Source organism: Streptosporangium sp. CA-115845 (assembly GCF_050943795.1).
GTDB lineage: Bacteria > Actinomycetota > Actinomycetes > Streptosporangiales > Streptosporangiaceae > Streptosporangium.
This window is the reverse complement of the sequence record NZ_CP191988.1, coordinates 1,331,648-1,355,889: the sequence shown is the minus strand read 5'-3', so window position 1 is coordinate 1,355,889 and position 24,242 is coordinate 1,331,648. Positions and strand designations below refer to the sequence as shown.

Here is a 24,242-nt window from a genome sequence, read left to right as displayed (position 1 = left end):
CGCCTCCAGGTCAGGGGGAGTCGAAGAACTGCGGGTCTGGGGACGCCGTCCGCCCCCGAGCGGCGTACGGCGTCGGGAGCCCCGTCGGGGCTCGGCGGAGAGTTCGTTTGACGGCTCACTTGACGGCGCCCACGGTCACGCCGCGGGTCAGAGTCCGCTGGAAGATGAGGAAGAAGGCGACCGCGGGCAGGATGCCGAGCAGCGCCGAGGCGCTGGACATCGTGGCGTCCATCATCTTGTCCCCCTGCAGCACCCCGAGGGCGACCGGAACCGTCTGGTTCTCGTTGGAGATGAGGAAGACCAGGGGCAGGAAGAACTCGTTCCAGGTCCAGATGAAGAAGAAGACGAGCAGCACGCTCAGCGTGGGCCTGCTGATCGGCACGACGATCCGCCACAGGGCCCGCCACCTGCCCGCCCCGTCCAGGGCCGCCGCCTCCAGGATCTCGTGCGGGAAGCGGCCGAGCACCGAGGAGAGCAGGTAGGTCCCGAAGGCGCTCTGGATCACCGTGAAGATGATGATCACCCCGAGCCTGGTGTCGTAGAGACCGGCCTGCTTGGCCAGGTAGTACAGCGGGTAGACCAGCGCCTCCTGCGGCAGCGTGTTGGCCACCAGGAAGACGACCAGGATCCACACCCGCCCGCGCACCCTGCCGATGCCGAGCGCGTAGGCGTTGAGCACCGACAGGACCGTCGCGAGCACGGCCACCGAGCCGCTGATCAGCAGGCTGTTCCAGAGCTTGCCGCCGAAGTCGACCCGGTTCCAGAAGTCGACGATCCCGTCGAGGTACAGCTCGCTCGGCAGGCTCAGCGGCCCGCCCGAGGAGTAGTCGGCCGGTGACTTGACCGCGTTGAGCGTGACGATGACGAACGGCACCAGCATCACGACGGCCAGCACGACCAGCGAGACCAGGACCGAGTACTTCCGGATCATGATTCCCTGTCCTGAACCCGCAGGAAGAAGACCGTCACCGCGATGATCACCAGGGTGAGCACGGTGGCGATCGCCGCGCCGTAGCCGACGTTGGCCTTCTCGAAGAAGTTCTGGTAGCTGAAGTAGGAGGGCACGAGCGTGGCACCGCCGGGTCCGCCCCTGGTCAGCACGAAGATCGGCCCGAACACCTTGAGCGCGGCGATCGTGCAGGTCAGCAGGACCACGTAGATCTCCGGCCGGATCTGCGGGATGGTGATGTGCCAGAACCGCCGCCACCACGAGGCGCCGTCCATCTCGGCGGCCTCGTACAGCGCGGGGTCGACCCGCTGCAGCCCGGACATGAAGATGACCACCGGGTAGCCGATCTGGAACCAGACCATGATCACCATGACGCTCGGCAGCGCCCAGCCCGGGTCCCCCAGCCAGTTCCTCGGCTCCATCCCCAGCAGCCCGAGCAGCTCGTTGAGCGCCCCGAACCTGGGGTGCATGATCCAGCCCCAGACGATCCCGGCCACCGCGACCGGCAGCACCTGCGGCAGGTAGTACGCGGCCCGCAGCACGCCGGCCGCGCGGGGGCCGACCTTCTTGCCCACGTAGTCGAAGAGCGTGGCGGCCAGGACGAGGCCGACGAGCGTCGGGACGATCGCCATCGCCACGATGAGCGCGACGTTGTTGCGGAAGGAGGACCAGAACCGCTCGTCGGCGAGGAGCCGGGTGTAGTTCTCCAGCCCGATCCACCTCGGGTCGCCGATCCCCTGCCAGCGGGTGAAGCCGATGCCGACGTTCATCAGGAACGGCACGACGATGACCGCGGTGAAGAGCACGGCGCTCGGCAGCAGGAACACCCGGTACCCGCGGTCACGAGACCTCGGCATCGGAGGTCTCCTTTCTCTGTGCTGTGCGTACGACCCGCGCCGGGACACCGTGATCGTCACGGCGCGGGCCGTGGGAGGGGTCAGTTACCGATGTCGGCGAGGTTCTCGTGGTACGGAGCGGCGATCTCGTCCAGCACCGCGTCGGGGGTCTTGGTGCCGTTGATGAGGTTCTGCACGCCCGCCACCAGCACGTCGTAGTAGCCGGGCGCCGGCCAGTCGGGGTAGAAGGCCAGCCCGTCGGAGGCCGAGAGCCTGTTGAAGTTCTCGATCAGCTCCTTGCTCTTCTCATCGGTGATCGCGGCCGTGTCGGCGGCCACCGGGATGCCGCCGGAGTTGCCGAGCAGGTTCTGGATGTCCTTCTTCATGGTGATGTCGATGAAGTCGTAGGCGAGGTCCTTGTTCTTGGCGTTCTCCGGGACGACCCAGACGTTGCCGCTGGACCCGGCGCTCATCGTGTTGCCCGGCCAGAGGAACGAGCCCCACTCGAAGTCCTTGACGTCGCTGACGAAGCGGCCGTACCACCAGCTGCCGGAGACCAGGATCGGGTACTTGCCGCCGATGAAGGAGACGCCCATGTCCTCGGCCTTGATGGCGGCGGAGTCCGCCTCGACGTAGCCCTTCTTGACCCAGTCGGCGAAGGTGTCGGCCGCGTACTTGAACTCCGGCCCCTTGAAGTCGACCTTGCCCTTGTAGAGCTGGAAGGCGTCCACCCAGGAGCGCTGCGCCTTGCTCAGCGCGAGCTGGTAGAAGATCTGCTGCGCCGGATACTCGGCGCCGCCGACCGCGATGGGGGTGGTCCCCGCCTTGACGAACGTGTCGAGGGCGGCGGTGAACTCCTCGTAGGTGGTGGGCACCTCGACGCCCGCCTTCTTGAAGGCGTCCCTGTTGTAGTAGACCATCACGTACTCGGCGTAGTTCGGGACGCCGTACCACTTGCCCGCGCCCATCACACCGCGCTCGTCATACCTGGCGGTGGTCTGGATCGAGGGGCTGAGCAGCTTGTCCCAGCCGCGCTTGGTCACCTCGGGGGTGAGGTCGGTGAGCAGCCCCTGCTTGGAGAGCAGGCCCGCCGTGGCGTTGCCCTTGTTGTACTCCATGACGTCGGGGGCCTCGTCCGAGTTGAGGATCATGCCCGCCGACTGGCGGATCTGCTCGAACGCCTTCTCCTCGAACTTGACCGTCACGTTCGGGTGGGTCGCCTCGAACTGCTTGACGGCCTCGGCCCACGCCTTGCCCATCGCGCTGTCGGCGCCCTCGTAGTGCCAGAGCTTCAGGACGCGGGGGCCGTCCGCGGCGGGCTTGTCCGCCGCCTGCTCGGTGCCGCCGCAGGCGGCGAGCGCCGCGAGCGCCGCCACCGTGGCGACACCGACTCTCAGGTTGAACATGGTCTTCTCCTAGATGGTGGTGATGACGATCGGGACGCCGGCCCCCAGCAGCTCGACGCCCGCGATCCGCGCGCTCCCCGAGACGGTCACCCGCAGGCCCTCGCCCTCGGGCATCGCGGTGATCGTGGTGTCCCCGTCGTGGTCGGAGATGGTGGTACTGCTCTCGCCCACGCCGTACGCGACCAGGGTGATCTCCCCGAACGGCCCGTCCCCGACGGCGACGCCGGGCTCGGCGAGGACGGGGATGATCGCGCCGTGCCTGACGAACAGCGGGATGCGGTCCAGCGGCGTGGCGACCGTGACGTACCTGCCGCCGGTCAGCACCTCGCCACTCCAGTGGTCCACCCACCGCCCGGCCGGCAGGTAGACCTTCCTGACCTGCTCGGGTGAGGTCATCGGCGCCACCAGCAGGTCGCGGCCGAGGAGATACTCCAGGTCCGCCTGCCAGGCCACCGGGTCATCGGGGTAGTCGACGCAGAGCGCCCGCATCATCGGCGCCCCGGTCGCGGCGGCCTCGACGGCCGCCGTGTAGAGGTACGGCATCAGCCGGTAGCGCAGCCGCAGCGCCTCGACCGCCTCCGCCTCCACCTCGGGGAACTCCCACGGCTCCCGGCTGGTGGTGCCGTGCAGCCGCAGCAGCGGGGAGAGCGCGCCGAACTGGGTCCACCTGACGTACAGGTCGTCGGTGGGGCGGCCGGTGAACCCGCCCGCGTCGTGACTCCAGAACGGGACGCCGGACAGGCCGTGCGCCAGCCCGCCACGGAGCGTGCTGCCCATCGCCGGGTAGCTGGTGAAGGTGTCGCCGCTCCACTGCGCCGAGTGCCGCTGGCCGCCGAGGAACGACGAGCGCGCCCAGACCATGCCGTGCCCGGCGATCTCACGGGTCACCTCGGAGACGGCGTCGTTGAAGAGCAGCGTGTAGACGTTGTGCAGGTCGGTGCCCGACATCCCGTTGGCCGCGACCGCGTCGTGCGGCACCCCCTCGGCGAAGTCGGTCTTGAAGACCTGGACGCCCTGTTCGAGCAGCGGGCGGAGCAGTCCCTGGAACCACTCGGTGGCGGCCGGGTTGGTGAAGTCGACGATGCCGCAGGCCGGGTAGGAGCCGTGCCAGCAGTCGGCCACGTAGACCTCGCCATCAGGCTTTTTCAGGAAATATCCGTTCTCAGCCGCTGCCGGGAAGGCCGGGCTGAGATGGGAGATGTACGGGTTCATCCACAGGCAGACCTTGAACCCCATCTCGTCCAGCTCGGCCAGCATGCCGGTCGGGTCGGGGAAGCCGCCCGCGTCCCAGCGCAGGTCGGACCAGTGCCCGTCGGTCTGCCAGTAGGTGTCCAGGTGAAGCACGTCGCACGGGATGCCGCGCTCGCGGATCGTCCGCGCCCTGGCCATCACCCGCTCCTGGGTGTCGACGAAGAACCCCGAGGAGATCCAGGTGCCGAACGCCCACTTCGGCGGGAGCAGCGGCGCGCAGGTCAGCAGGTCGAACCGGCCGAGCACCTCGGAAGGGGTGGGCCCGGCGATCACGTAGTAGTCGATCAGGTCGTCCGGGACCACGATCTGCACGCAGCTGTGCGTGGTCTGGCAGACGTCGAACTCCACCGGCGTCCCGCTGTCCACCAGCACGCCGTAGCCCCTGCTGGACAGGTAGAACGGAACGTTCTTGTACGCCCGCTGCGACTCGGCGCCGAACGCGTCGAAGTTCCACATGACCGGCCGCTGGCCGCGCTTGTCGAGCCGGGTGAACGACTCGCCGAACCCGCTGAACGCCTCGTCGGCGGGGGCGGCGAAGCTCTCGTGGTAGCCGACCACCGCACCGTTCGAGCTGGAGCGGCCGAACGGCAGCGTGCGCAACCGGCCACTGATGTCGGTGTGCCCCCGGTCCTGCTCCACCAGCGGCACCCCGCTCGCGTCGGTGAACCTCAGGTGCCAGGGCGCCAGGGTGATCTCCGCACGGAGCGAGCCCGCGTCCAGCAGGATCGTCCCGTCCAGGCTCTCCACCCGCGCCCCGGCGAACTCTCCCGGCGTGACCATGGAGATCGCGGCGGCCGACCGGGTCCGCGCGTCCGCGTCCTGCCCGAGCCGGACCCGGATCACCCCCTCGCCCGCCACACTCACCTGGACCAGGAGCGTCTCCTCGGCGGAGGTCACCGCCTTCAGGATCACCCCGGCCGCGTCCGAGGCGACCGGCTCCGCCGAGATCAGCGCAGACAGGCCCTCCTCGCCGTGCGACCGGACGGGCAGCTCCGGCGGATCGGCGACGAAGTACTCGTGCGCGACCAGCGGGGGACGGTACGGCATGGGAACTCCAGCTCTCGGCATCCTGTAGCGGAATTAGTTTTGCGTCCAAACCAACAAACGTCAATGGCTCCACCTGCCGAGCCCCCCGCTCACCCACGCTCTGCAGCCGCCCGCACCCGGGGCGGGGCGGGAAAGACCTTCACCCGCATGGCCGTGGACCGGGCCGGGCACCGAGCCTGGAGCCGGACACGACCGTTCACACAGCGAGGCGGTCGAGGCGGATGATCATCCGCCTCGACCGCCTCGACCCCGGCGTCCGCGAGCGTCGCGTTCGCCGGCTGACCCGGATTCGGTCAGTCTTCGAAACCACCGGGGGCGCACAGGGTTTTGTTCCCGTCTGTCCTCGCCGGAACCTCGTGAGATCGCCGTCGTCGTCACCGCCACCGCGGTGGCCGCGACGATCGCGGCCGCGAGGCGCGGAACCGGGCGGGACCATCGCCGCGGCGCGGCCGGCGAGCCCGCCGCGGTGAGCCTCCAGCGCGAGCCGAGCAGCCGGATTGAACGCCGGGCCGCCCGCTCGGGCTCCCCGGCGGCGCTGCGGAGGCGGTCGAGTGCCGAGGCGACGACCTCGGGCCGCGGAGCGGGCTGAGCCTCGGCCCGGTCACGAAGCAGGTTCATCTCATCCATCGTGTCGTCTCCCCTTGCTTGCGATGCCCGTGTTCAGGACTTCCCTGACCCGCTTACGGGCCCGGTTCAGGCGGGATCCGACGGTGCCCGGGGGAATGCCCAGGGCGTCGGCGGCCTCCGCGTAACTGAGCTCGCCGTAGGCGACCAGCAGGAGTGCCTCCCGGTCACCGGCTTTCAGCACGGCAAGAGCACCCGCCAGGCGGCGCTGCGCGAGGTCGGCCTCGGCGCGGTCCACCGGTGACACGCCCGAGCCGGTAACGGAGGCGTCCCTGGCCCGCTCCAGGGCGCGGTACAGGCGCACCTCGTCCCTGCGGTGCCGTCTGATCAGGTTGGTGGCGATGCCGAACAGCCACGCGCGCGTCACGACGGGACAGGTCATAGCGCTCCCGCTGCCGGAAGGCCGCGAGGAACGTCTCCGCCGCGACGTCGTCCGCGGCGTCGGCGCCCAGCCTGGCGGAGGCGTACCGATGAATCGCGGTGAAGTACCGGTGGAAGATCTCGGCGAACCGTTCCGGATCTCGCAGGGACAGCCGGATCACCCCGGCGTCGGACGTGTAGGCGTCGGATGTGTCGGCGGAGACGGAGGGCCGGTGCCGGGCGGGGCCTGACGCGCTTACCGGGAGCGACCGATCGACCGCACCCGCCGCCGACAAGATCCAGCGCCGGCCGATGTGGCGACCACGCCATCCGACCCGCACTCGGCGAGCCGGCTACCAGGAACAACGCATCAGAGATCGCCAAGTATGACCAGGACGCTAGATGTAACGGAAACGTATGTGTAAAGTTCAAAAGCCGCCGCCATGTTCTGGGACGTTGAGATACGACGAGCTGTCCACGTAATACGTTCCGGGAGGCAAGCTCAGGGAGTGACCGGTGAATTACCTGGAGATAGGGATCCGTTGCCTGATCGGTGTGGTGTTTGTCTCCTCGTTCATCGGTAAGGCGGCGAATCGGGACGCGACCAATGCCTTTGTAGAGTCAGTACGCGATATGCGGCTGTTGCCCCAGACCTTGGCCAGGCCAGTGGCACTGGGCGTGATGGCCGCCGAGCTCGCTGCGTGCGTGCTACTCGTGGTGCCTACACCGACTGCGGCGGTCGCCGGTTTCACAATTGCGGCCGGCCTGTTGATAATCTTCACAATTAGTATCGCGCTGACGCTGCGCCGTGGTGCGCACATCCCCTGCCGCTGTTTCGGCGTCTCGACGACGACCCCGCTCGGAATCCAGCACATCATGCGGAACATCGCCCTGACGGCATTCGCATTGATGGGCGCAGCCGTCACTCCGGCGACCGGCCCCGTAGAAGCCGGCGGGGTGGCGATAGCGGTCTTCGGCGGCCTCATACTAGGGGGCCTGTTCACCGTCATCGACGACCTGGTGGAACTGTTCAAACCTATCGCCGAGAGCACCGGCGCCTCCCACAGCCCCCGGTGAAGCAAAAAGCACGCACGTGCTCGTCCGGCCCCGGCCCCTCAACCGGCGAGACCGTGCGGGCGGCACTGGAACAGCTCGCGCCTATCCCACGAGGATCAAGCCCGGGACGGACCCGGCCCACGACCACGGCTTGAGTCAGGTTCCCTACCTGTGGATAATTAGTTTGGATACCATCCAAATAAGGGAGCGGCCGGTGGACTGGCCCCGAGGGTTCGGCGGACTGTGTTACGGCGGGGACTACAACCCCGAGCAGTGGCCCGAGGAGGTCTGGAAGGAGGACGTCGAGCTGATGCGGCGGGCCGGGGTCAACCTGGTCAGCGTCGGGGTCTTCTCCTGGGCACGGTTGGAACCCGCACCGGGCGCCTACGACTTCGGCTGGCTCGACCGCGTCCTCGACCTGCTGCACACCGGCGGGATCCGGGTCAACCTGGCCACCCCGACCGCCTCCCCACCCCCCTGGTTCGGCCTCGCCCACCCCGACGCCCGCACCGTCACCCCCGACGGCACCCGGCTCACCCACGGCAGCCGCGACACCTACTGCGTGCACTCCCCCGCCTACCGCGCCGCCTCCGTCCGGATCGCCCGTGCCCTCGCCGAGCGCTACCGCGACCACCCGGCGCCGGCCATGTGGCACGTGCACAACGAGTACGGCACCACCTGCCACTGCGACCACGCCGCCACCGCCTTCAGAACCTGGCTCCAGGCACGGCACGGCACCCTGGAGGCGCTGAACGACGCCTGGACCACCTCGTTCTGGAGCCAGCACTACTCCGCCTGGGAGCAGATCACCACCCCCCGCACCACCCAGTACCTGCCCAACCCCGCCCAGGTCCTGGACTTCCGGCGGTTCGTCTCCGACGCGATGCTCGACCACTTCCGCGAGCAGAAGGCGGTGCTGCGCGAGCTCACCCCGGACCTCCCGATCACCACGAACTTCGTGCTCGGCGACTGGGTCCCGGTGAACCAGCGGCACTGGGCCGCGGAGGTCGACCTGGTGGCGATCGACCACTATCCGTCCGCCGACCCACCCGCCGAGACCGCCTTCGCCGCCGACCTGGCCCGCGGCTGGGCCTCGGACCCGGCACACGGCTCGGCCGACGCCCCGGCGCAAGGCCCGGCCACCGGGAAGCCCTGGCTGCTGATGGAGCAGGCGGTGGTCACCTACACCGGACCCCGGATGCTGGCCAAGCGCCCCGGCGAGATCACCAGACTGAGCCTGTCGCACATCGCGCGGGGCTCGCGGGGAGCGATGTTCTTCCAGTGGCGGGCCTCCCGGGGCGGCGCCGAACTCTGGCACGCGGGCATGGTGCCGCACGCCGGACCCGACTCGCGGGTCTTCCGCGAGATCTGCGACCTGGGCGCGCTGCTGCCCACGCTGAAGGACGCCTGCGCGGCCCCCGTCGAGGCCGGGGCCGCGATCCTCTGGGACGTCGAGGCGAACTGGGCGCTCCAGGCCCCCGGCCTGCCCTCCACCGAGCTGAACCACACCGAGGCGGCACGCCAGGCGCACCGGGTGCTCTACCGGCACGGCGTCACCGCCGACCTCGTGCCCCCCTCCGCCGACCTGTCGGCGTACCCGCTGGTGCTCGTCCCGAGCCTCTACCTCATCTGTGACGCCGACGCCGAGAACCTGCGCCGCTACGTCTCCGGCGGCGGCACCCTGGTGGTCTCCTACCTCAGCGGCGTCGCCGACGAGCACGCCCGGGTCCGCCTCGGCGGCTACCCCGGCGCCCTCCGCGACCTCCTGGGCATCAGGGTCGAGGAGTTCCACCCGCTGCCCCCCGAGGTCACCCTCACCCTGTCCGCCCCGTCCCCGAACGGATCCGGCCCGCGCCCAGCCGCCCCCGTACCCACCGAAGCCGAAACCCCCACGCGGTCCCGCCCCGGAGCCGGCACCTTCGCCTCCGAGCAAGCGGAGACCGGCACCTTCTGGAGCGAGCACGTGCACCTGGAAGGCGCCGAGGCACTGGCCGTCTACACCGGCCCACACACCCTGGGCACCCCGCTCTCCGGCCGGCCCGCGATCACCCGCCACCCGTACGGCTCCGGCACCGCCCTGTACGTCTCCACCCGCCTGACCGACGACGGCTACGCCCGCCTGCTCGGCCTGGAACCCGCCCCCGTGGAACTCGTCCGGCGCGGTGACTGGCTGTTCGCCATCAACCACGGTGACGAGGAACAGCAGGTGGCGGGCCTGCGCCTGCCTCCCGGCGGTTTCGCCGTACGAGCACGCGGTTGACCCGGATCCCTGATTGCCGATTCTCGGTATTCGCCGGTGAGGGTCGGCGAGCCACCGCGTTGCCGGGGTTCCCGTCTCAGCTCAGTGCAGGCGGGCGAACCACCGGTCGTCGGCCTGCCATGAGTCGACCTCGGTGAATCCGGCGGACCGGGCGATGCTCGGAAAGTCGGTCACGGAGACCCTGGCCCAGGTGAACCAGTCGCCGGTGAGGCCGAGGCCGCGCAGGCGGAGCCGGTCAACGCGGCTGGCGACGCCGGGGGGCTCGACCTCGGTGAGGATCTGCCCGCCCGGCCGGACGAGTTCGCGGACGCGGCGGAGAAGTGCGTGCGGGTCGCCGCCGATGCCGATGTTGCCGTCGGCGAGGAGCGCGGTGGCCCAGTGCCCGCTGCCGACGACGGGGCCGAACACGTCGCAGCACAGGACGAGGCCGCCCGCGCGGCGGGTGAGGTGAACGGCGTACGGGGTGATGTCGATGCCGAGTGTGGGCACCTCACGGCGGGCCAGCTCGACGGTGAACCGGCCGGGCCCGCACCCGATGTCGAGGACGGGGGCGAGGCACCTGGAGAGGATCGCCTCGTCACCCGGAGCCGGCCGGAGCCAGCGGGCGGAGTCCAGCGGCCGGCGGGTGCCGTCGGCGTGCTCGATCTCCACCGCGGCGCCCTTGAGGGATTCCGCATAGAGCAGGCCGATCACTACGGCGTGCCCGTTCCGGCCAGAGCGGCGGCGAACAGGGAGCGTGGAGTCAGCGCGGCCACGGCGAACACGTCCGCCGGGGTGTCCACGTCGGTCAGGCGCGGCATCGTGGCGATGCTCAACCCGGCCTCGTTCAGTCTCCGCAACTGGATCTCACCCGTGGTCGGCTCCGACATCGGGACGCCGAGCAGCAGCGCGGGATCGGGGACACGCAGGCCGAGCAGCCAGAACCCACCGTCGGTCGCCGGGCCGAACACCGCGTCGTACGGGCCGAGCAGGGACAGGGCGGTGGCCAGCATGGCCGCGGTGACCTGCGGGGTGTCCATACCGATGAGCACGATGGGCGCGGGAAGGAGCCGGTGGGCGTCGTCGAAGGCCGCCGCCAGCCGCTCGTCCAGCCCGGAGCCGCGCTGCGGCAGCAGGGTGAACCCCTCAGGGAGCCAGGCTCCCGCGGTGCCGTCGAGCGCGAGCACCCGGCGGGCCACCGGTACGCGGGAGACCGTCCGCAGCGTGTCCTCCAGCGCGGCGGCCGCCAGTGCCGCGGCCTCACGCGGGGTGAAGGGCGGGGTGAGGCGGGTCTTGACCCTCCCGGGTACCGGCTCCTTGGCGATCACCACGATCTGGGCCTCGGACGGCCCCATCCGCCCGGGACCGAGTGGGCCGGCGCCGTACCGCGCGGACCTGGCCCGGCTCACACCCCGTCCCCTCGGCCGGTGAGGATCCGGCGCATGTCGCCGACGGCCCGCAGCGTGCCGCGCAGGGTACCGGTCACCTTCGATCGGCCTGTCCTGGGCAGGTAGTCCACCTCGGCCTCACCGATCCGCCAGCCCGCGGTGGCCGCGCGCAGCACCATCTCCAGCGGGTAGCCGGAGCGCCGGTCGGCCAGCTTCAGGGCGAGCAGGTCGGCGCGCCTGCACGCTCGCATCGGCCCGAGGTCGTGCAGGGCGGCACCGGTCCGGCGGCGGAGACGACCGGCCAGTACGGCGTTGCCGAGCCGGGCGTGCAGCGGCCACGACGCGCCCGGACGCGGGGTACGGCGGCCAAGGATCAGGTCGGCCTCCCCGGTCATGACCGGGGAGGCGACCCGCGGCAGTTGCCCGGGGTCCAGCGACGCGTCGGCGTCCATGAAGCACACGATGTCCGCCGTCGCGGCCGTCAGCCCGGCGTGGCAGGCGGCACCGAACCCGATCCTGGGTTCGTACACCACCGTCGCGCCGAGTTCGGCGGCGACCCGCGCGGATTCGTCGGTCGAGCCGTTGTCGACCACGATCGGGTGGTAGCCCTCCGGCATGCGTCCGAGCACCCACGGCAGGGCCGCCTCCTCGTCCAGGCAGGGCAGCACCACGTCGATCCCCATGGTCCGAAGCTAGGGCCGCGGGTCGTGCTCACCCCTTGTGGGCTGGTGATGTCCTGCCGAGAAATGACCGGTTCGAGCCTGTGGTGAGAAGATTCGGAAGCCCCGAAGGGAATCGCCTCATCCGAGTGGTGCCACGGCGAGGTCACGCATTCCCTCGGCGAACCCGATCTCCGCGCGGAATCCGAGGTCACGCGCGGCGCGATCGGAGGTCGCGACGATGTGCCGCACGTCGCCGAGGCGGTACTCACCGGTGGTGACCGGCTCGGGACCGCCGTACTCGGCCGCGAGCGCGGCGGCCATCTCCCCGATCGTGTGCGGTTCGCCGCTCGCCACGTTGCAGACCGTCAGCGATCCCGGACAGGTGTCCGTTTCGAGGGCCGCGAGGTTGGCGCGGGCGACGTCCCGGACGTGGACGAAGTCACGCCGCTGGCGGCCGTCCTCGAACACCCGGGGTGTCCTGCCCGCTTCCAGGGCGGACCTGAAAACGGCCGCCACCCCGGAGTAGGGGGTGTCCCTGGGCATTCTCGATCCGTAGACGTTGTGGTAGCGCAGCGCGACCGCGGTGCCGCCGGTCTCTCGTGCCCAGTTGGCGGCCAGGTGCTCCTGCGCGAGCTTGGTGGTGGCGTAGGCGTTGCGGGGATCGGCGGGCGCGTCCTCGTCGATCGCGGCGGGGGTCAGCTCCGCACCGCACCGCGGGCAGCGGGGTTCGAACACGCCACGGGCGAGATCCTCCCGGGCGCGGGGACCCGGCCGGACCCGGCCGTGCGCGGGGCAGTCGTAGGCGCCCTCGCCGTACACGACCATCGACGAGGCCAGGACCAGGCGCCGCACATCGTGCTCCGCCATGGCGGCCAGCAGTACGGCGGTGCCGTACACATTGACCGACGCGTAGTCCGGCAGGTCGGAGACGCCGGCCCCGAGACCCACCTTCGCGGCCTGGTGGACCACCGCGTCCACCCCGCGCAGCGACCGGGTGAGCGGCTCCGCGTCGCGCACGTCACCGGCCTGGCAGCCGCCCGCGGGCCGGCGGTCGAGGCCGGAGACCTCGTGGCCGGCCGCCTCCAGCGCCTCGGCCACATGACTTCCGATGAACCCGGCCATGCCGGTGACCAGCACTTTCACCAGATCAACGTTAGTGCGACGTTCCTCATCGGCCCAGGAGGCCGGGAGGGCCGCCCTGACGGCCTTTGCGGAACGGAGCGGGCGCGGACGTGCGCCACGTCGGCGTGGCAGAGAGCCTTCGCGGGGCTTCGCCGTTAGCGTGACGGTGTGGCCGTGGATGTGTTCCCAGCTTGCCGGGACGACGCCGAAGCCCCGCCGTGAGTGCTGGGACCTTCGGCCCGCCGGCTCCCCGCCTCCGCCTTCCGCGCTGGACACCCCGTCTGCCCTCCGGTCTCGGGGGTGGCGCCGCGCGGGTTCCGATCCTCCTCGCCGCCGCGGCGGGACTCGTCGCGATCGCCGTATACCTGGGTACCGCCGTGAGCCGGGTGGGCCACCCGTACGCTCTGGAGTGGCTGGAAGGCAACTCCCTGGTCGAGGTGGACCGGCTGCTCGGCGGCCGGCCGCTGTACGCCGCTCCGACGGTCGACTACGTGCCCGATGCCTACCCCCCGCTGTATTTCGCCGCCTCGGCGGGCCTGGCCCGCGTGCTGGGGGTCTCCTATCTCCCGCTCCGGCTGGTCTCGCTCCTCGCCGCCCTCGGCTGCTTCGTCCTGCTGGCCCGGCTGGTCCAGCGCGAGACCGGAGACCTGGCCGCCGGGGTCGCCGCGGCGGGACTGTACGCCGCGACCTACTTCGCCGCCGGGACCTGGTTCGACTTTGCCCGGGTGGACTCGCTGTTCCTCGCCTTCAGCCTCGCCGGGCTGTACGCCGCCCGGTGGATGCGCCGGCCACGCGGCGCGATGGCCGCCGGACTGCTGCTCGCCGCGGCCTTCCTCACCAAACAGAGCGCGCTCGCCGAGGCGGCGGCGATCACGGCGGCGCTGCTGTTCGGCCCCCGGCGCCGCTTGGGCGGGGTGCTGGCGGTGACCTTCGCGGCAGTGGCCGGGCTGACCACCCTCCTGTGGGAGGTGACCAGCCACGGCTGGTACGTGTTCTATGTCGGCGAGCTGCTGGCCCAGCACCCCCTTGAGCACTCCGCGGTGACGGGATTCTGGACGTGGTACCTGCTTCCCACCCTCGGCATCGCGCTCGGGGCCGCCCTGCTCGCGCTACGGCGGACCCCGCCGGTTCTCGCCATGGGCTGTCTCGCGCTCGCCGTGGAGGGGTACGCCGGGCTGCTGCACACCGGCGGCGCGGTGAACAACATGCTCCCTGTCTACGCGGCGGTGGCGTTGCTCGCCGGGATCGGGATGGGCGGTCCGAGGGCGGGCGGGGCGGTGGCCGGGGCGCTGGTCCTGCTGCAGATCGCCGTCCTCGCGACGACCACCTTCGCCGTGGGCCAGGCGGTTCCGAGCGCCGCCGAACGCCGCGTCGGTGATCGGCTCCGCGCGTGGGCAGCGGGTTTCGACGGGCCGGTGGCGGTCTTCTCCGATCCGGGCCTGATCATGGCCGCGGGGCTGCCGCCCGTGGCCCACCGAGCGGCCGTGCACGACGTTCTGCGGGGTACCGACCGCGCCGCCCGAGGAGAACTGGAGCGCAGCATCGCCCGCGCGGTGGCCGGACGGCGATTCGCCGCCATCGTGGTCGAGCACCCCGCCGACCTCGATGGATTTCCCCCCGACCTGACACGGTACTACCGCCCCTGTCCCGAGAGGCTGATGGCGGACGTTCCGGACGGAGCCTTCGGTCCGATCGGCGGGTCGCCGTTGCGGCCCATGACCCTGTGGCTGCCCCTGGGGCGAGGATCCTGCGCGGAGGCCGCACGCCGGCTCGGCTGACCGCCGTCGCCCGCGCGAGCCCCGGACATTCGACCGCTCTCCGTGATCATTCGACAGCGGTACGCTACAATGCTCGAAAGGTGCATTTCCGATATTAGGCGCCCCAAGGTCGAAACACCTGTCTCGCTGCGGGGTCGTGGATTCGGGGGTGATCGGTGTCGGATCGGCCACCGCCGGGAGGCGCTCAGAACGACCGCGAGCCCACCACGAGCCCGAGAACGGGCGTCGCCGCGTGGCTGGCAGCACACCCACCGCCCGGCCCGTTCCGGCCGGAGTTCTGGCGCAGCCCGCTGCGCGGCCCGTGGCTGACGTCGGTGCTCGGCCTCGTCCTGCTGGTCGGGATCACGATCGTCGCGATCACCGGACTGGTCTCCTACGCCGCCTACAACCCACGGCTGCCGGTCAACGACACGACTCCCGAGCGAGGGCTGCTCGGCTTCTACCTCTTCGACTGGCCGACGCACCCGTCCTGGCTCTACCGGTTCACCCAGGGAACTCACGTCATCCTCGGGCTGACGCTGGTACCGGTGCTGCTGGCCAAGCTGTGGTCGGTCATCCCCAAACTGTTCGTCTGGCCGCCTGCCCGCTCCCTCGCCGAGGCGGTGGAGCGGGCCAGCCTGCTGCTCCTGGTCGGCGGCGCGGTGTTCGAATTCGTCACCGGCATCTTGAACATCCAGGTCTTCTACGTCTTCCCGTTCTCCTTCTACCCGGCGCACCTGTACGGCGCGTGGATCTTCCTCGCGGCGTTCGTCGTGCACGTCGCCTTCAAGCTGCCGAAGATGATCCGGTCGCTGCGGTCGCGGAGCATCCGCCGCGAGCTGCGTACCGGCCTGCGGGACACCCGGCCGGAACCGCCCGATCCCGATGGCCTGGTCCCCGTGCGCCCGGCGGCACCCACCATCTCGCGGCGGGGCGCGCTCGCCTTCGTCGGTGGCGCCTCGCTGACGATGTTCGGCCTGTCGGTCGGCCAGACCATGGACGGGCCGATGCGCCGCACCGCGCTGCTGGCCCCGCGCGGACGGGTTCACGGCCCGGGCCCCAACGATTTCCAGGTGAACAGGACCGCGGCCGCCGCGGACATCGACCCGGCCGGCACCGGCCCGCGCTGGCGGCTGGAACTGGCCGGAGCGCACCCGGTCCGCCTGGACCGCGCGCAACTGCTGGCGATGCCGCAGCACACCTACGCGCTGCCGATCGCGTGCGTGGAGGGGTGGTCGACCGAGCAGACCTGGACCGGCGTACGGCTGGCCGATCTGGCCCGGCTGGCGGGGATGCCGCCCGGCACGGTGGAGGTGTTCGTCGAGTCCCTCGAACGCGGGGGCGCCTTCGGCCAGGCGTCGCTGAGCGCCCGGCAGGTGGCCGACCCCCGTTCCCTGCTGGCGTTGCGGGTCAACGGCGCCGATCTCTCCCTCGATCACGGTTTTCCCGCCAGGGTCATCGGCCCGAACATCCCCGGCGTGCACAACACCAAGTGGGTCCGCAAGCTCAGCTTCCACCCGGCGGCGTAGGGGACGGGCCATGCCTTCCAGAAGCCGTGGCGTGTACCGGTGGGTCTCGACCCATTACGGGGCCGACCCGCTGCACCTGCTGGCGCTGATCGCCTGCTTCGCGCTGGCCGGGTACGCCGCCGGCCGCGTCGTCGCCGCCGGCATCCTGGCCGGTTTCCTGGTGTGGTTCGTCGGTGCCGCGATCATCCACGACCTCCTGCTGTACCCGCTCTACTCCCTCGCCGACATCGTCGTGCAGCGCCGGCCGTGGCATCGCCGCAGGCCGCCGTCCGGCCCCGTCCAGTGGCCACCGTTGGTCAACTACCTGCGTGTACCGGCCGCGCTGTCCGGACTGCTGCTACTCGTCTGGTTTCCCCTCATCCTCCGGTTCGCCGAGCACAACTACCGGAAGGCATCGGGGCTGGACACCAGCCCGTACCTGGGCCGATGGCTGCTGGTGACCGGCGTGCTCTTCGCCGGATCGGCACTCGCCTACGCGATTCGACTGCGCCGGGACAGGTCCTCCTCCGGATCGCGAACCCGCCTCCGGCCGCCGCGACCCGGGATGCCTCCTTGAGCACGCGGCCGATCAGCGACCACGCCCTGCTGGGGGACTGCCGATCCGCGGCCCTGGTCACCTCCGACGGCTCGGTGGACTGGCTCTGCATGCCGCGCTTCGACAGCCCGTCGATCTTCGCCCGGCTGCTCGACGAGGATGCCGGATACTGGTCCATCCGCCCCACCCGGCCCGCGGAGGTCACCCGTAGATACCTGAACGACACCCTGGTGCTGGAGACCACCTTCCGCAGTGCGGACGGAACCGTGGTGCTCCTCGACGCGCTGGCCCTGGGCAACAGGGAACGAGGTCACTCGATGGGCGCGTCCTCGCCCGGGATCCTGCTGCGCGAGGTGACCTGCGTCGAAGGACGCGTGCCCGTGGAGGTGGCGTACGCGCCGCGGCCCGAGTTCGGGCTCGTCCAGCCGCTGATGCAACCGATCCGCGGCGGCCTGGTGGCGCACGGCGGCGCCCTGGTCCTCACCCTGTCGACCCCCCTCGAACTGCGGGTGAGCGGTTCGATCGCGGACACCACGGTCACCCTGCGAGCCGGAGAACGCCTCGGCCTGGCGCTGCAGGCCGGCTGGGCCTGGGGCCCCGAACCCCCGCGCCGGCCGCCGCGGCACGTCCACCGCCGCCTCAAGGACACCGTCGCGGGCTGGCGTTCCTGGTCCCGGTTGCACGCGCGCTACGAAGGTCCATGGCAGGATCAGGTCGGCCAGAGCGGGCGGGTGCTGCGGGCGCTGACCTTCGCCCCCACCGGAGCCATCGTCGCCGCGGCCACCACCTCGCTGCCCGAGAACATCGGTGGAGAGCGGAACTGGGACTACCGCTACACCTGGATCCGCGACACCAGTTTCACCCTGCAGGCCCTCGCCACGGCCGCGTGCGAGATGGAGGAGACCGCGTTCTTCGCCTTCCTCGCCCGCGCCTCGGCCACCCGGCTCGACCTCGGCATGGACCTGCAGATCATGTACGGCATAGGCGGCGAGCGTGACCTGAGTGAACGGCCGCTGCCGCACCTGACCGGCTGGCGGGGCAGCGCCCCCGTGCGCGTCGGCAACGACGCATGGCGGCAACGCCAGACCGACGTCTACGGGGAGTTACTCGACGCGGCCCACCAGATCTACCGCGACGCAGGCCACCTCGCCCCACTCATCCGCTCCTTCCTGGTCGGAGTGGCCGAGACGACCGCCCGCCGCTGGCAGGAACCGGACCAGAGCCTCTGGGAGATACGGGGCCCCAGCCGGCACTTCCTGCACTCCAAGCTCATGTGCTGGGTGGGCATGGACCGGGCCATCGCCCTCGCCCCACTGCTGGGGGCCACCGGCCGCGTCGCCGACTGGACACGTACCCGCGAGCAGATCCGCGCCGCGATCCTGACCCATGGCTGGAACCAGCGAGTGGGCGCCTTCACCCAGACGTTCGCCGGCGCCGAGCTGGACGCCTCCGCGCTGATGATGCCCCTGGTCGGGTTCCTGTCCGGCGACGACCCCCGCGTGCGGGCCACCGTGGACGCCATCGCCGTGCGCCTGACCGACGCCAGGGGCCTGGTACACCGCTACAACGCCGCCGACGGGCTCCCAGGCCGGGAGGGCACGTTCCTGCTGTGCACCTTCTGGCTCGCCCACGCCCTGGCCCTCACCGGCGAGGGCGCCCTCGCCAAGCGGGTGTTCCAGACCGCGGCCTCCTACGCCAACGACGTGGGCCTACTGGCCGAGGAGGTCGACTCCGTCACCGGAGAGCCCATCGGGAACTTCCCGCAGGCCTTCAGCCACATCGGCCTGATCAACGCCGCCCGAGCCATCCGCGACGCGACACAGGGCACCCCCACCGGCTCCGCCCGCTGAGGCGCCAAGCTGGTTCACGCTCTCACGTGCTGCGATCCTCACCGACCCCGGAGGGACAGTGCCGGCACGGCGATGTTCAACCGTTGAACCTCTTGGTGCGGTTGGGCTTCAAGCCCTTGGGCCTGCGCCCGCCTTATGAGCGAGGTTGACGACGGTGGTCACCTCGATGCCGAACCGCCCGGCGATCGAAGCGGGCGGCTGTCCTACGGCCAGGCCCGCGCCCTCCTCGATGGGCTCTGGCAACGGATCGAGCCGTTGCTTCCGACGATCGAAAGCCGCTACCGCAACCCCGGACGCAAGCGGATCGACGACCATAAAGCGTTGTGCTGGATCTCGTTCATGCTCTACATCGCGATTCCGTGGAAGTCGCCGGTGATGCGGTAGCCGACGCCGGGTGTGGTGGTGATGACCGGAGGGCTGCCGAGTTTGCGGCGTAGGCGGCCGATGGTGACGGTGACGGTGTTGGTGAACGGGTCGGCGTGTTCGTCCCAAACCTGTTCGAGCAGATCCTCGGCGCTGAGGAAGGCGGGGGCGGCGCGTAGGAGGGCTTCGAGGAGGGCGAATTCCTTGACCGACAGGTCGAGTTGACGACCGTCGCGGGTCGCTGTGCGGCGCAGGGGGTCGAGCTCGATGCCCGCGGCGCGCAGGGTGCGGGCGCGGGCGAAGGGTTGGCGGCGGGTCAGGGAGCGGATGCGTACGACCAGTTCGGGGAAGTGGAAGGGCTTGGCGAGGTAGTCGTCGGCCCCCAGGGTCAGGCCGCTGACCCGGTCGCCGGGCGAGCCGGCCGCGGTCAGCATCAAGACCATGACGCGGTCATCGCGTTCAGTGATCATCTGGCAGAGTGTGTCGCCGTGGATTCCCGGCAGATCGCGATCAAGGACGACCACGTCGTAGGCGTTGAGGTCGAGTTTGGCCGCAGCCTCCAGGCCGTCATGCGCCACGTCCACGGCCATGCCCTGGTCGCGTAGCCCCTCGGCCAGGACTGCCGCCAGGGAGCGCGCGTCCTCGACCACCAGCACCCTCACGCCGGGACACCTGCCTGCACGGCCGCCAGAGGCAGGGAGATGGCGACCTGAAGGCCGCCCTCGGGCCGGGTACGCAGATCCAGGCTGCCACCGTGGGCTGTGGCGACGGCGGCGACGATCGACAGTCCGAGCCCGGAGCCGTTGCCGGAGCCGGTCCGGTCCGCGCCGAGCCGCTGGAACGGCTGGGCCAGCCGCGCGAGCTGCTCCTGGTCGAGAACTCGCCCGCCCGTCTCCACGACGAGCCGCGCCGTCGCGCCGTCGGCCGTGGCGGCGACCCGGATCCAGCCGCCGTCGTGGTTGTGGGCGACCGCGTTGTCGATCACGTTGTCGACCATACGGGACAGGAGCGTCCGGCTTCCCCGCGTCCAGGCACTGTCGTGGACGTCGCCGTGGTGGACGGTCAGGCTCTTGTCCGTGATGCCGGCCGCCCGGGCGTCCAGGGCGGCGGACACCACGCGGCCGAGCGAGATCGTCGCGCGGTCGGACAGGGCGCCGTGCTGGGTGCGGGCGAGCATGAGGAAACCTTCCAGAAGCCGGTCGACCTGGTCCAGTTCGGTGCGGATCCGGTCGGCGAGGGCGATCGTCTGCGCCGGTACGGGCTCCGGCTTGGCGATGGCCACGTCCAGCGATGCCCGCATGGTCGCCAGCGGGGTGCGCAGCTCGTGGGAGGCGTTGGCGACGAACCGGCGCTGCGCGGCGAAGGAGCCCTCCAACCGTTCCAGCAGCCCGTCGATGGTGTCGGCGAGGTCCTTCACCTCGTCGGCGGGCCCCGGCACGGCCAGCCGCTGGTGCAGGTTGTCGGCGGAGATCCGCCGCGTGGCCGCGGTGATCGTCCGCAATGGGCGCAGCACCCGGCCCGCGACGATGCGGCCCAGCACGACCGAGAGCACGGCCATGACGGCGAGCGCGACCGCCGAGCCGATGAGAAGCCGACGCGATTGGGCCGTCTGCGTCTCCGACAGCTGGGCCTGGAGCCGGCCGATGAGGTCCTGGGCGGCCGCGAGGGTGGGCTGGCCCGGCGGGTTGCCGAGGGGCACGGTCTCGCTGATCCGCGTCCCGCTCAGGCCAATGAGGTTGGTGATGACCAGCAGCCCGACGGCGGACACGAGGAACGCGCCTCCGTACATGACGGTGAAACGCCACCGTACGGTACGGGTCGGCAGCGCCAGGCGTCGCGGCACCCTCATTGGTCCCCTCCCGTTCCATGCAGGTCTCCAGGATGCCGTGCCGGACCTAACAGCGATATGACAGCCTCCGTTCGGCCCGTGTTAGGGCCTTTTCCGTACAACCGAACGCATGCAAGCAACCATCGAAGTCACCGGGCTGCGCAAACGGTTCGGGCCGACCGTGGCGCTGGACGGCATGTCCTTCACCGTGAAGCCGGGACAGGTCACCGGGTTCGTCGGGCCCAACGGCGCGGGAAAGTCCACCACCATGCGGGTGATCCTCGGCCTGGACGCGGTTGAGAAGGGCAGCGCACTGATCGGCGGGCGGCCGTACAGGAGCCTGCGCACCCCCCTGCGCCACATCGGCGCGCTGCTGGACGCCGCCGCGCTGCAGCCCAGCCGCAGCGCGCGCAACCATCTGCTGTGGCTGGCCCACTCCCAAGGGCTGGGTGCCAGGCGGGTGGATGAGGTAATCGAGCAGGTCGGGCTGACCTCGGCCGCCCGGCGCAAGGCGGGCGGCTTCTCGCTGGGCATGCGCCAGCGGCTCGGGATCGCCGCGGCGCTGCTCGGCGATCCACCGGTGCTCATGCTGGACGAGCCGGTCAACGGGCTCGACCCCGAGGGCATCGTGTGGATCCGCGGCTTCCTGCGCTCGCTGGCCGCCGAAGGACGCGCCGTGCTGGTCTCCAGCCACCTGATGAGCGAACTGCAAGATGCCGCCGACCATCTCGTGGTGGTCGGCCGCGGCCGGGTCATCACCGACACCAGCGTGGCCGACCTGATCGCCGCCACCCCCAACGGCCGCGTCACGCTGCGCACGACGGCGCAGGAGCACGCGATGTCGGCGCTGGCACCCGCCGGTGCCACCGTGACCGTCATCGAACACGACACGCTCATCGTCTCGGGGTTGCCGGCCGAGCGCATCGTCGCACTGCTCAACGCCAACGCGGTGCCGTTCTCCGAAGTGGCCGCCCACCGCGCGACGCTGGAGGAGGCGTACCTGGACCTCACCAGGGACGCGGTCGAATTCCGGGGGACAACGCGATGACCGCCACCGTGAACCACTCAGGACCTGGCGGCCCGGCCCGGCTGCTGCGTGCCGAGTGGACCAAGTTCAGGACGGTACGTGGCTGGGTGATCGCCATGACCGCGGGAGCGCTGGTCATCGTGCTGCTCGGCCTGTCGTCCGCCTCGGGCAGCCATGCCTCGTGTGCCAGCGGTCCCACCGAGGTCGTCTGTCCCGCGGTTCCCGTGGGACCGGGCGGCGAAGCCGTGGAAGACAAGTTCTACTTCGTGCACCGGACGCTGGCCGGCAACGGCAGCATCACCGCCCGGGCGACGTCCATGACCGGCCAGATCCGCAAGCCCGACGTCACCCCCGGCGTTCGGAACGTCGTTCCCGGACTCGTGCCGTGGGCGAAGGCCGGCGTCATGGTCAAACAGAGCACCAAGCAGGGTTCGGCTTACGCGGCGCTGATGATCACCGGTGCGCACGGGGTGCGGATGCAGCACAACTTCACCCACGATGTGGCCGGCCGTCCGGGCGGCGTGTCGAAGAACTCCCCGCGCTGGCTGCGGCTGACTCGCTCCGGTGACACCCTCACCGGGTACGAGTCCACCGACGGCACCGACTGGGCCGAGGTCGGCACCGCCCGCCTGTCCGGGCTGCCGGCCACGGTCGAGATCGGGCTCTTCGCCACCTCCCCCGGCGATCTGACGGTGACACAGGGAGATCTCGGCGGGTCCATCTCGGCAGCGCGCTTCACCGAGGCCACCGCCGTCTTCGACCGGGTCGACCTGGAGGGCGAGACGTCTGGCGACGCCTGGCGCAACGACGACATAGGCGTCACGAAAGCACCCGACGGGTCGTCCCACCATCCGGGCCGCGCCGGCGAATCCGGCGGCACGTTCAGCGTCACCGGAGTCGGCGACATCGCGCCGTCCGTCGAAGGTCAGACCGTCGAGCGCACCCTCACGGGCGTGCTGACCGGGCTGATCGTGGTGATCGTGGTGGCGGTGATGTTCGTCACCGCCGAATACCGGCGCGGGCTCATCCGCACCACTCTGCTCGCCATCCCGCGCCGCGGCCGGATGCTGGCGGCCAAGGCCTTCACGATCGGCACGGTCACCTTCGTCGCCGGACTCGCCGCCACCGCGATCACGCTGACGTTCGGTACCCAGCTCCTGCGCGCCAACGGCAACCACATCCTTCCGGTGTCCCGGCTCACCGAGGTGCGTGTCGTCGTCGGCACGGCGGCGCTGCTTGCCGTCGCCGCCGTACTCGCCCTCGCCCTCGGCGCCCTTTTCCGGCGCAGCGTCGGAGCCGTCATCACCGCCATCGTGCTGATCGTGGTCCCACACGTCCTCGCGACCACCTCCGTCCTGCCCGACACCGCGGCGCGTTGGCTGCTACGCATCACCCCGGCCGCCGGCTTCGCGATCCAGCAGAGCATCCCCGAGTACGCCCACGTGCTCGGTCACTACGCGCCGATCGCCGGCTTCTACCCGCTGGCGCCGTGGGCCGGCTTCGCCGTGCTGGCCGGCTACGCCGCGCTCGCCCTCGGCCTGGCCGTCGTCCGGCTACGCCGGAGGGACGCATGACACAGCACCTGCACGCGGAATGGACGAAACTCCGCACGCTGCCAGGCACCAGCCGGCTTCTGCTCACCCTCGTCATGCTGACCGTCGCCGTCAGCGCCGCGGCAGCCGCCGTCGTGTCCTGCACCTCGGCCGACTGCGGCTACGATCCCGGCAGGATCAGCCTCTTCGGGATCCAAGCAGGCCAGGCGGTCGTCGCCATCCTGGCCGTACTGGCGATCAGCGGCGAGTTCAGCACCGGCATGATCCACACCACCTTGGCGGCGATGCCGGGACGGATCACCGTCCTGGCCGCCAAGGCTGTCATCCTCACCGGGCTGACGGTGGCCGCGGGGAGCGTCGCCGTGCTCGCATCCGTGCTGGCCGGGCGGCGCATCCTGCTCGACAACGGCTTCACCCCCGAGCTGCCGGCCCTCACCGGCGAGCCGATGCTGCGCGCCGCCCTCGGCTCGGTCCTCTACCTCGCGCTGATCGCCCTGTTCAGCCTGGGCATCGCCACCGCCGTACGGGACTCCGCGACCGCCATCGGCGTCGTCCTCGGCCTGCTCTACCTCTTCCCGGCCATCATCCTCATGGTCCCCGACGCGGACGTCGCCAAGCTCCTGTGGCAGATCTCACCGATGAACGCCGGGCTCGCCGTCCAAGCAACCACCCACCTGTCCAGCCTGCCCCTTAGCCCCTGGGCCGGCCTGGGCGTACTGGCCGCATGGGCCACCGCGGCGCTCCTGGGCGGCGGGCTGCTGCTGCGGGCACGCGATGCATAAGGACAAGAGGTCCCCATCGAGCATTTTGTTAGGGGCTGCTTAGCGCCAGATGGTCCCGCTGCCCCCGGTAAGCGTCCA

General features: G+C 70.8%; 22 protein-coding genes. 11 read left to right on the top strand and 11 right to left on the bottom strand.

What is annotated here, in order from left to right; all coding sequences use genetic code 11:
* Positions 1–115: 115 nt before the first annotated feature.
* The 4 genes from ACQP0P_RS08600 to ACQP0P_RS08585 all read right to left on the bottom strand — a co-directional run bounded on the left by ACQP0P_RS08600 (position 116) and on the right by ACQP0P_RS08585 (position 5,489).
* Positions 116–931 carry a carbohydrate ABC transporter permease gene (locus ACQP0P_RS08600; RefSeq protein WP_399526645.1) on the bottom strand — a complete coding sequence of 272 codons (816 nt, stop codon included), beginning with the start codon at positions 929–931 and terminating at the stop codon, positions 116–118.
* Entirely contained in the window at positions 928–1,806 is an 879-nt protein-coding gene (locus tag ACQP0P_RS08595) for a carbohydrate ABC transporter permease (protein ID WP_433373247.1), read from the bottom strand. Before ACQP0P_RS08595 ends, ACQP0P_RS08600 begins: the two co-directional genes overlap by 4 nt.
* Before the next feature lie 80 nt (positions 1,807–1,886).
* Positions 1,887–3,191: an ABC transporter substrate-binding protein gene (locus tag ACQP0P_RS08590; protein WP_433373244.1), complete on the bottom strand. Its 1,305-nt coding sequence runs from the start codon at positions 3,189–3,191 to the stop codon at positions 1,887–1,889.
* A 9-nt stretch (positions 3,192–3,200) separates the two neighbouring features.
* Positions 3,201–5,489 (bottom strand): TIM-barrel domain-containing protein, encoded by a 2,289-nt coding sequence (locus ACQP0P_RS08585; protein ID WP_433373241.1) that lies wholly within the window; start codon positions 5,487–5,489, stop codon positions 3,201–3,203.
* Positions 5,490–5,877: 388 nt separating this feature from the next.
* Between ACQP0P_RS08585 and ACQP0P_RS08580 the strand changes: the two genes are divergently transcribed.
* Positions 5,878–6,078, top strand: a complete 201-nt coding sequence (locus tag ACQP0P_RS08580; RefSeq protein WP_433373238.1) for a hypothetical protein — start codon at positions 5,878–5,880, stop codon at positions 6,076–6,078.
* Positions 6,079–6,108: 30 nt separating this feature from the next.
* Here the strand turns inward: ACQP0P_RS08580 and ACQP0P_RS08575 are convergent, their stop codons facing one another.
* The gene (locus ACQP0P_RS08575) at positions 6,109–6,495 is read right to left on the bottom strand and encodes an RNA polymerase sigma factor (RefSeq protein WP_433373235.1); all 387 of its coding nucleotides are present in this window, start codon (positions 6,493–6,495) and stop codon (positions 6,109–6,111) included.
* A 494-nt stretch (positions 6,496–6,989) separates the two neighbouring features.
* On the opposite strand from ACQP0P_RS08575, the gene ACQP0P_RS08570 reads away from it, so the two are divergent.
* Both ACQP0P_RS08570 and ACQP0P_RS08565 read left to right on the top strand, forming a co-directional pair.
* A complete protein-coding gene (locus tag ACQP0P_RS08570) occupies positions 6,990–7,550 on the top strand; it encodes a MauE/DoxX family redox-associated membrane protein (protein ID WP_433373232.1) in 561 nt (186 codons plus the stop codon).
* 193 nt (positions 7,551–7,743) lie between these two features.
* A complete protein-coding gene (locus ACQP0P_RS08565) occupies positions 7,744–9,789 on the top strand; it encodes a beta-galactosidase (protein WP_433373229.1) in 2,046 nt (681 codons plus the stop codon).
* A gap of 81 nt (positions 9,790–9,870) precedes the next feature.
* Here the strand turns inward: ACQP0P_RS08565 and ACQP0P_RS08560 are convergent, their stop codons facing one another.
* The 4 genes from ACQP0P_RS08560 to ACQP0P_RS08545 all read right to left on the bottom strand — a co-directional run bounded on the left by ACQP0P_RS08560 (position 9,871) and on the right by ACQP0P_RS08545 (position 12,961).
* Entirely contained in the window at positions 9,871–10,482 is a 612-nt protein-coding gene (locus tag ACQP0P_RS08560) for a class I SAM-dependent methyltransferase (RefSeq protein ID WP_433373226.1), read from the bottom strand.
* Complete coding sequence (locus ACQP0P_RS08555; protein ID WP_433373223.1) at positions 10,482–11,177, bottom strand: TIGR04282 family arsenosugar biosynthesis glycosyltransferase; 696 nt, start codon at positions 11,175–11,177, stop codon at positions 10,482–10,484. The genes ACQP0P_RS08560 and ACQP0P_RS08555 overlap by 1 nt, the downstream gene beginning before the upstream one ends.
* Complete coding sequence (locus ACQP0P_RS08550; protein WP_433373220.1) at positions 11,174–11,839, bottom strand: glycosyltransferase family 2 protein; 666 nt, start codon at positions 11,837–11,839, stop codon at positions 11,174–11,176. Before ACQP0P_RS08550 ends, ACQP0P_RS08555 begins: the two co-directional genes overlap by 4 nt.
* Positions 11,840–11,956: 117 nt before the next feature.
* Complete coding sequence (locus ACQP0P_RS08545) at positions 11,957–12,961, bottom strand: NAD-dependent epimerase/dehydratase family protein (protein ID WP_433373217.1); 1,005 nt, start codon at positions 12,959–12,961, stop codon at positions 11,957–11,959.
* 197 nt (positions 12,962–13,158) lie between these two features.
* On the opposite strand from ACQP0P_RS08545, the gene ACQP0P_RS08540 reads away from it, so the two are divergent.
* The 5 genes from ACQP0P_RS08540 (at position 13,159) to ACQP0P_RS08520 (ending at position 18,995) form a co-directional block, all read left to right on the top strand.
* Positions 13,159–14,718, top strand: coding sequence for a glycosyltransferase family 39 protein (locus tag ACQP0P_RS08540; protein ID WP_433373214.1), 1,560 nt, complete (start codon positions 13,159–13,161; stop codon positions 14,716–14,718).
* Between the two features lie 155 nt (positions 14,719–14,873).
* On the top strand, positions 14,874–16,226 hold the full coding sequence (locus ACQP0P_RS08535) for a molybdopterin-dependent oxidoreductase (RefSeq protein WP_433373211.1): 1,353 nt from the start codon (positions 14,874–14,876) through the stop codon (positions 16,224–16,226).
* 10 nt (positions 16,227–16,236) lie between these two features.
* The gene (locus ACQP0P_RS08530; RefSeq protein WP_433373209.1) at positions 16,237–16,782 is read left to right on the top strand and encodes a hypothetical protein; all 546 of its coding nucleotides are present in this window, start codon (positions 16,237–16,239) and stop codon (positions 16,780–16,782) included.
* Positions 16,779–18,611, top strand: coding sequence for a glycoside hydrolase family 15 protein (locus ACQP0P_RS08525; RefSeq protein WP_433373206.1), 1,833 nt, complete (start codon positions 16,779–16,781; stop codon positions 18,609–18,611). The genes ACQP0P_RS08530 and ACQP0P_RS08525 overlap by 4 nt, the downstream gene beginning before the upstream one ends.
* Positions 18,612–18,746: 135 nt before the next feature.
* The gene (locus tag ACQP0P_RS08520; protein ID WP_433373203.1) at positions 18,747–18,995 is read left to right on the top strand and encodes a hypothetical protein; all 249 of its coding nucleotides are present in this window, start codon (positions 18,747–18,749) and stop codon (positions 18,993–18,995) included.
* Here ACQP0P_RS08520 and ACQP0P_RS08515 read toward each other — a convergent pair.
* Together ACQP0P_RS08515 and ACQP0P_RS08510 are read right to left on the bottom strand one after the other, a co-directional pair.
* Positions 18,956–19,636, bottom strand: a complete 681-nt coding sequence (locus tag ACQP0P_RS08515) for a response regulator transcription factor (RefSeq protein ID WP_433373200.1) — start codon at positions 19,634–19,636, stop codon at positions 18,956–18,958. The two genes, ACQP0P_RS08520 and ACQP0P_RS08515, sit on opposite strands and share 40 nt — an antisense overlap.
* The gene (locus ACQP0P_RS08510; protein ID WP_433373197.1) at positions 19,633–20,823 is read right to left on the bottom strand and encodes a HAMP domain-containing sensor histidine kinase; all 1,191 of its coding nucleotides are present in this window, start codon (positions 20,821–20,823) and stop codon (positions 19,633–19,635) included. Before ACQP0P_RS08510 ends, ACQP0P_RS08515 begins: the two co-directional genes overlap by 4 nt.
* A 109-nt stretch (positions 20,824–20,932) precedes the next feature.
* Between ACQP0P_RS08510 and ACQP0P_RS08505 the strand changes: the two genes are divergently transcribed.
* Genes ACQP0P_RS08505 through ACQP0P_RS08495 form a run of 3 tightly spaced genes read left to right on the top strand, consistent with a single transcriptional unit; the run spans position 20,933 to position 24,164 of the window.
* The gene (locus ACQP0P_RS08505; protein ID WP_433373194.1) at positions 20,933–21,850 is read left to right on the top strand and encodes an ABC transporter ATP-binding protein; all 918 of its coding nucleotides are present in this window, start codon (positions 20,933–20,935) and stop codon (positions 21,848–21,850) included.
* Positions 21,847–23,403, top strand: coding sequence for a hypothetical protein (locus tag ACQP0P_RS08500; protein WP_433373191.1), 1,557 nt, complete (start codon positions 21,847–21,849; stop codon positions 23,401–23,403). The genes ACQP0P_RS08505 and ACQP0P_RS08500 overlap by 4 nt, the downstream gene beginning before the upstream one ends.
* Positions 23,400–24,164 (top strand): ABC transporter permease, encoded by a 765-nt coding sequence (locus tag ACQP0P_RS08495; RefSeq protein ID WP_433373188.1) that lies wholly within the window; start codon positions 23,400–23,402, stop codon positions 24,162–24,164. The genes ACQP0P_RS08500 and ACQP0P_RS08495 overlap by 4 nt, the downstream gene beginning before the upstream one ends.
* Positions 24,165–24,242 lie beyond the last annotated feature (78 nt).

Excerpts from the sequence above, each read along its gene's own strand:
- ACQP0P_RS08600 (WP_399526645.1), bottom strand. The coding sequence starts at position 931 with ATGATCCGGAAGTACTCGGTCCTGGTCTCGCTGGTCGTGCTGGCCGTC.
- ACQP0P_RS08595 (WP_433373247.1), bottom strand. The coding sequence starts at position 1,806 with ATGCCGAGGTCTCGTGACCGCGGGTACCGGGTGTTCCTGCTGCCGAGC.
- ACQP0P_RS08590 (WP_433373244.1), bottom strand. The coding sequence starts at position 3,191 with ATGTTCAACCTGAGAGTCGGTGTCGCCACGGTGGCGGCGCTCGCGGCG.
- ACQP0P_RS08585 (WP_433373241.1), bottom strand. The coding sequence starts at position 5,489 with ATGCCGTACCGTCCCCCGCTGGTCGCGCACGAGTACTTCGTCGCCGAT.
- ACQP0P_RS08575 (WP_433373235.1), bottom strand. The coding sequence starts at position 6,495 with ATGACCTGTCCCGTCGTGACGCGCGCGTGGCTGTTCGGCATCGCCACC.
- ACQP0P_RS08550 (WP_433373220.1), bottom strand. The coding sequence starts at position 11,839 with ATGGGGATCGACGTGGTGCTGCCCTGCCTGGACGAGGAGGCGGCCCTG.
- ACQP0P_RS08530 (WP_433373209.1), top strand. The coding sequence starts at position 16,237 with ATGCCTTCCAGAAGCCGTGGCGTGTACCGGTGGGTCTCGACCCATTAC.
- ACQP0P_RS08520 (WP_433373203.1), top strand. The coding sequence starts at position 18,747 with ATGAGCGAGGTTGACGACGGTGGTCACCTCGATGCCGAACCGCCCGGC.
- ACQP0P_RS08510 (WP_433373197.1), bottom strand. The coding sequence starts at position 20,823 with ATGAGGGTGCCGCGACGCCTGGCGCTGCCGACCCGTACCGTACGGTGG.
- ACQP0P_RS08505 (WP_433373194.1), top strand. The coding sequence starts at position 20,933 with ATGCAAGCAACCATCGAAGTCACCGGGCTGCGCAAACGGTTCGGGCCG.
- ACQP0P_RS08500 (WP_433373191.1), top strand. The coding sequence starts at position 21,847 with ATGACCGCCACCGTGAACCACTCAGGACCTGGCGGCCCGGCCCGGCTG.
- ACQP0P_RS08495 (WP_433373188.1), top strand. The coding sequence starts at position 23,400 with ATGACACAGCACCTGCACGCGGAATGGACGAAACTCCGCACGCTGCCA.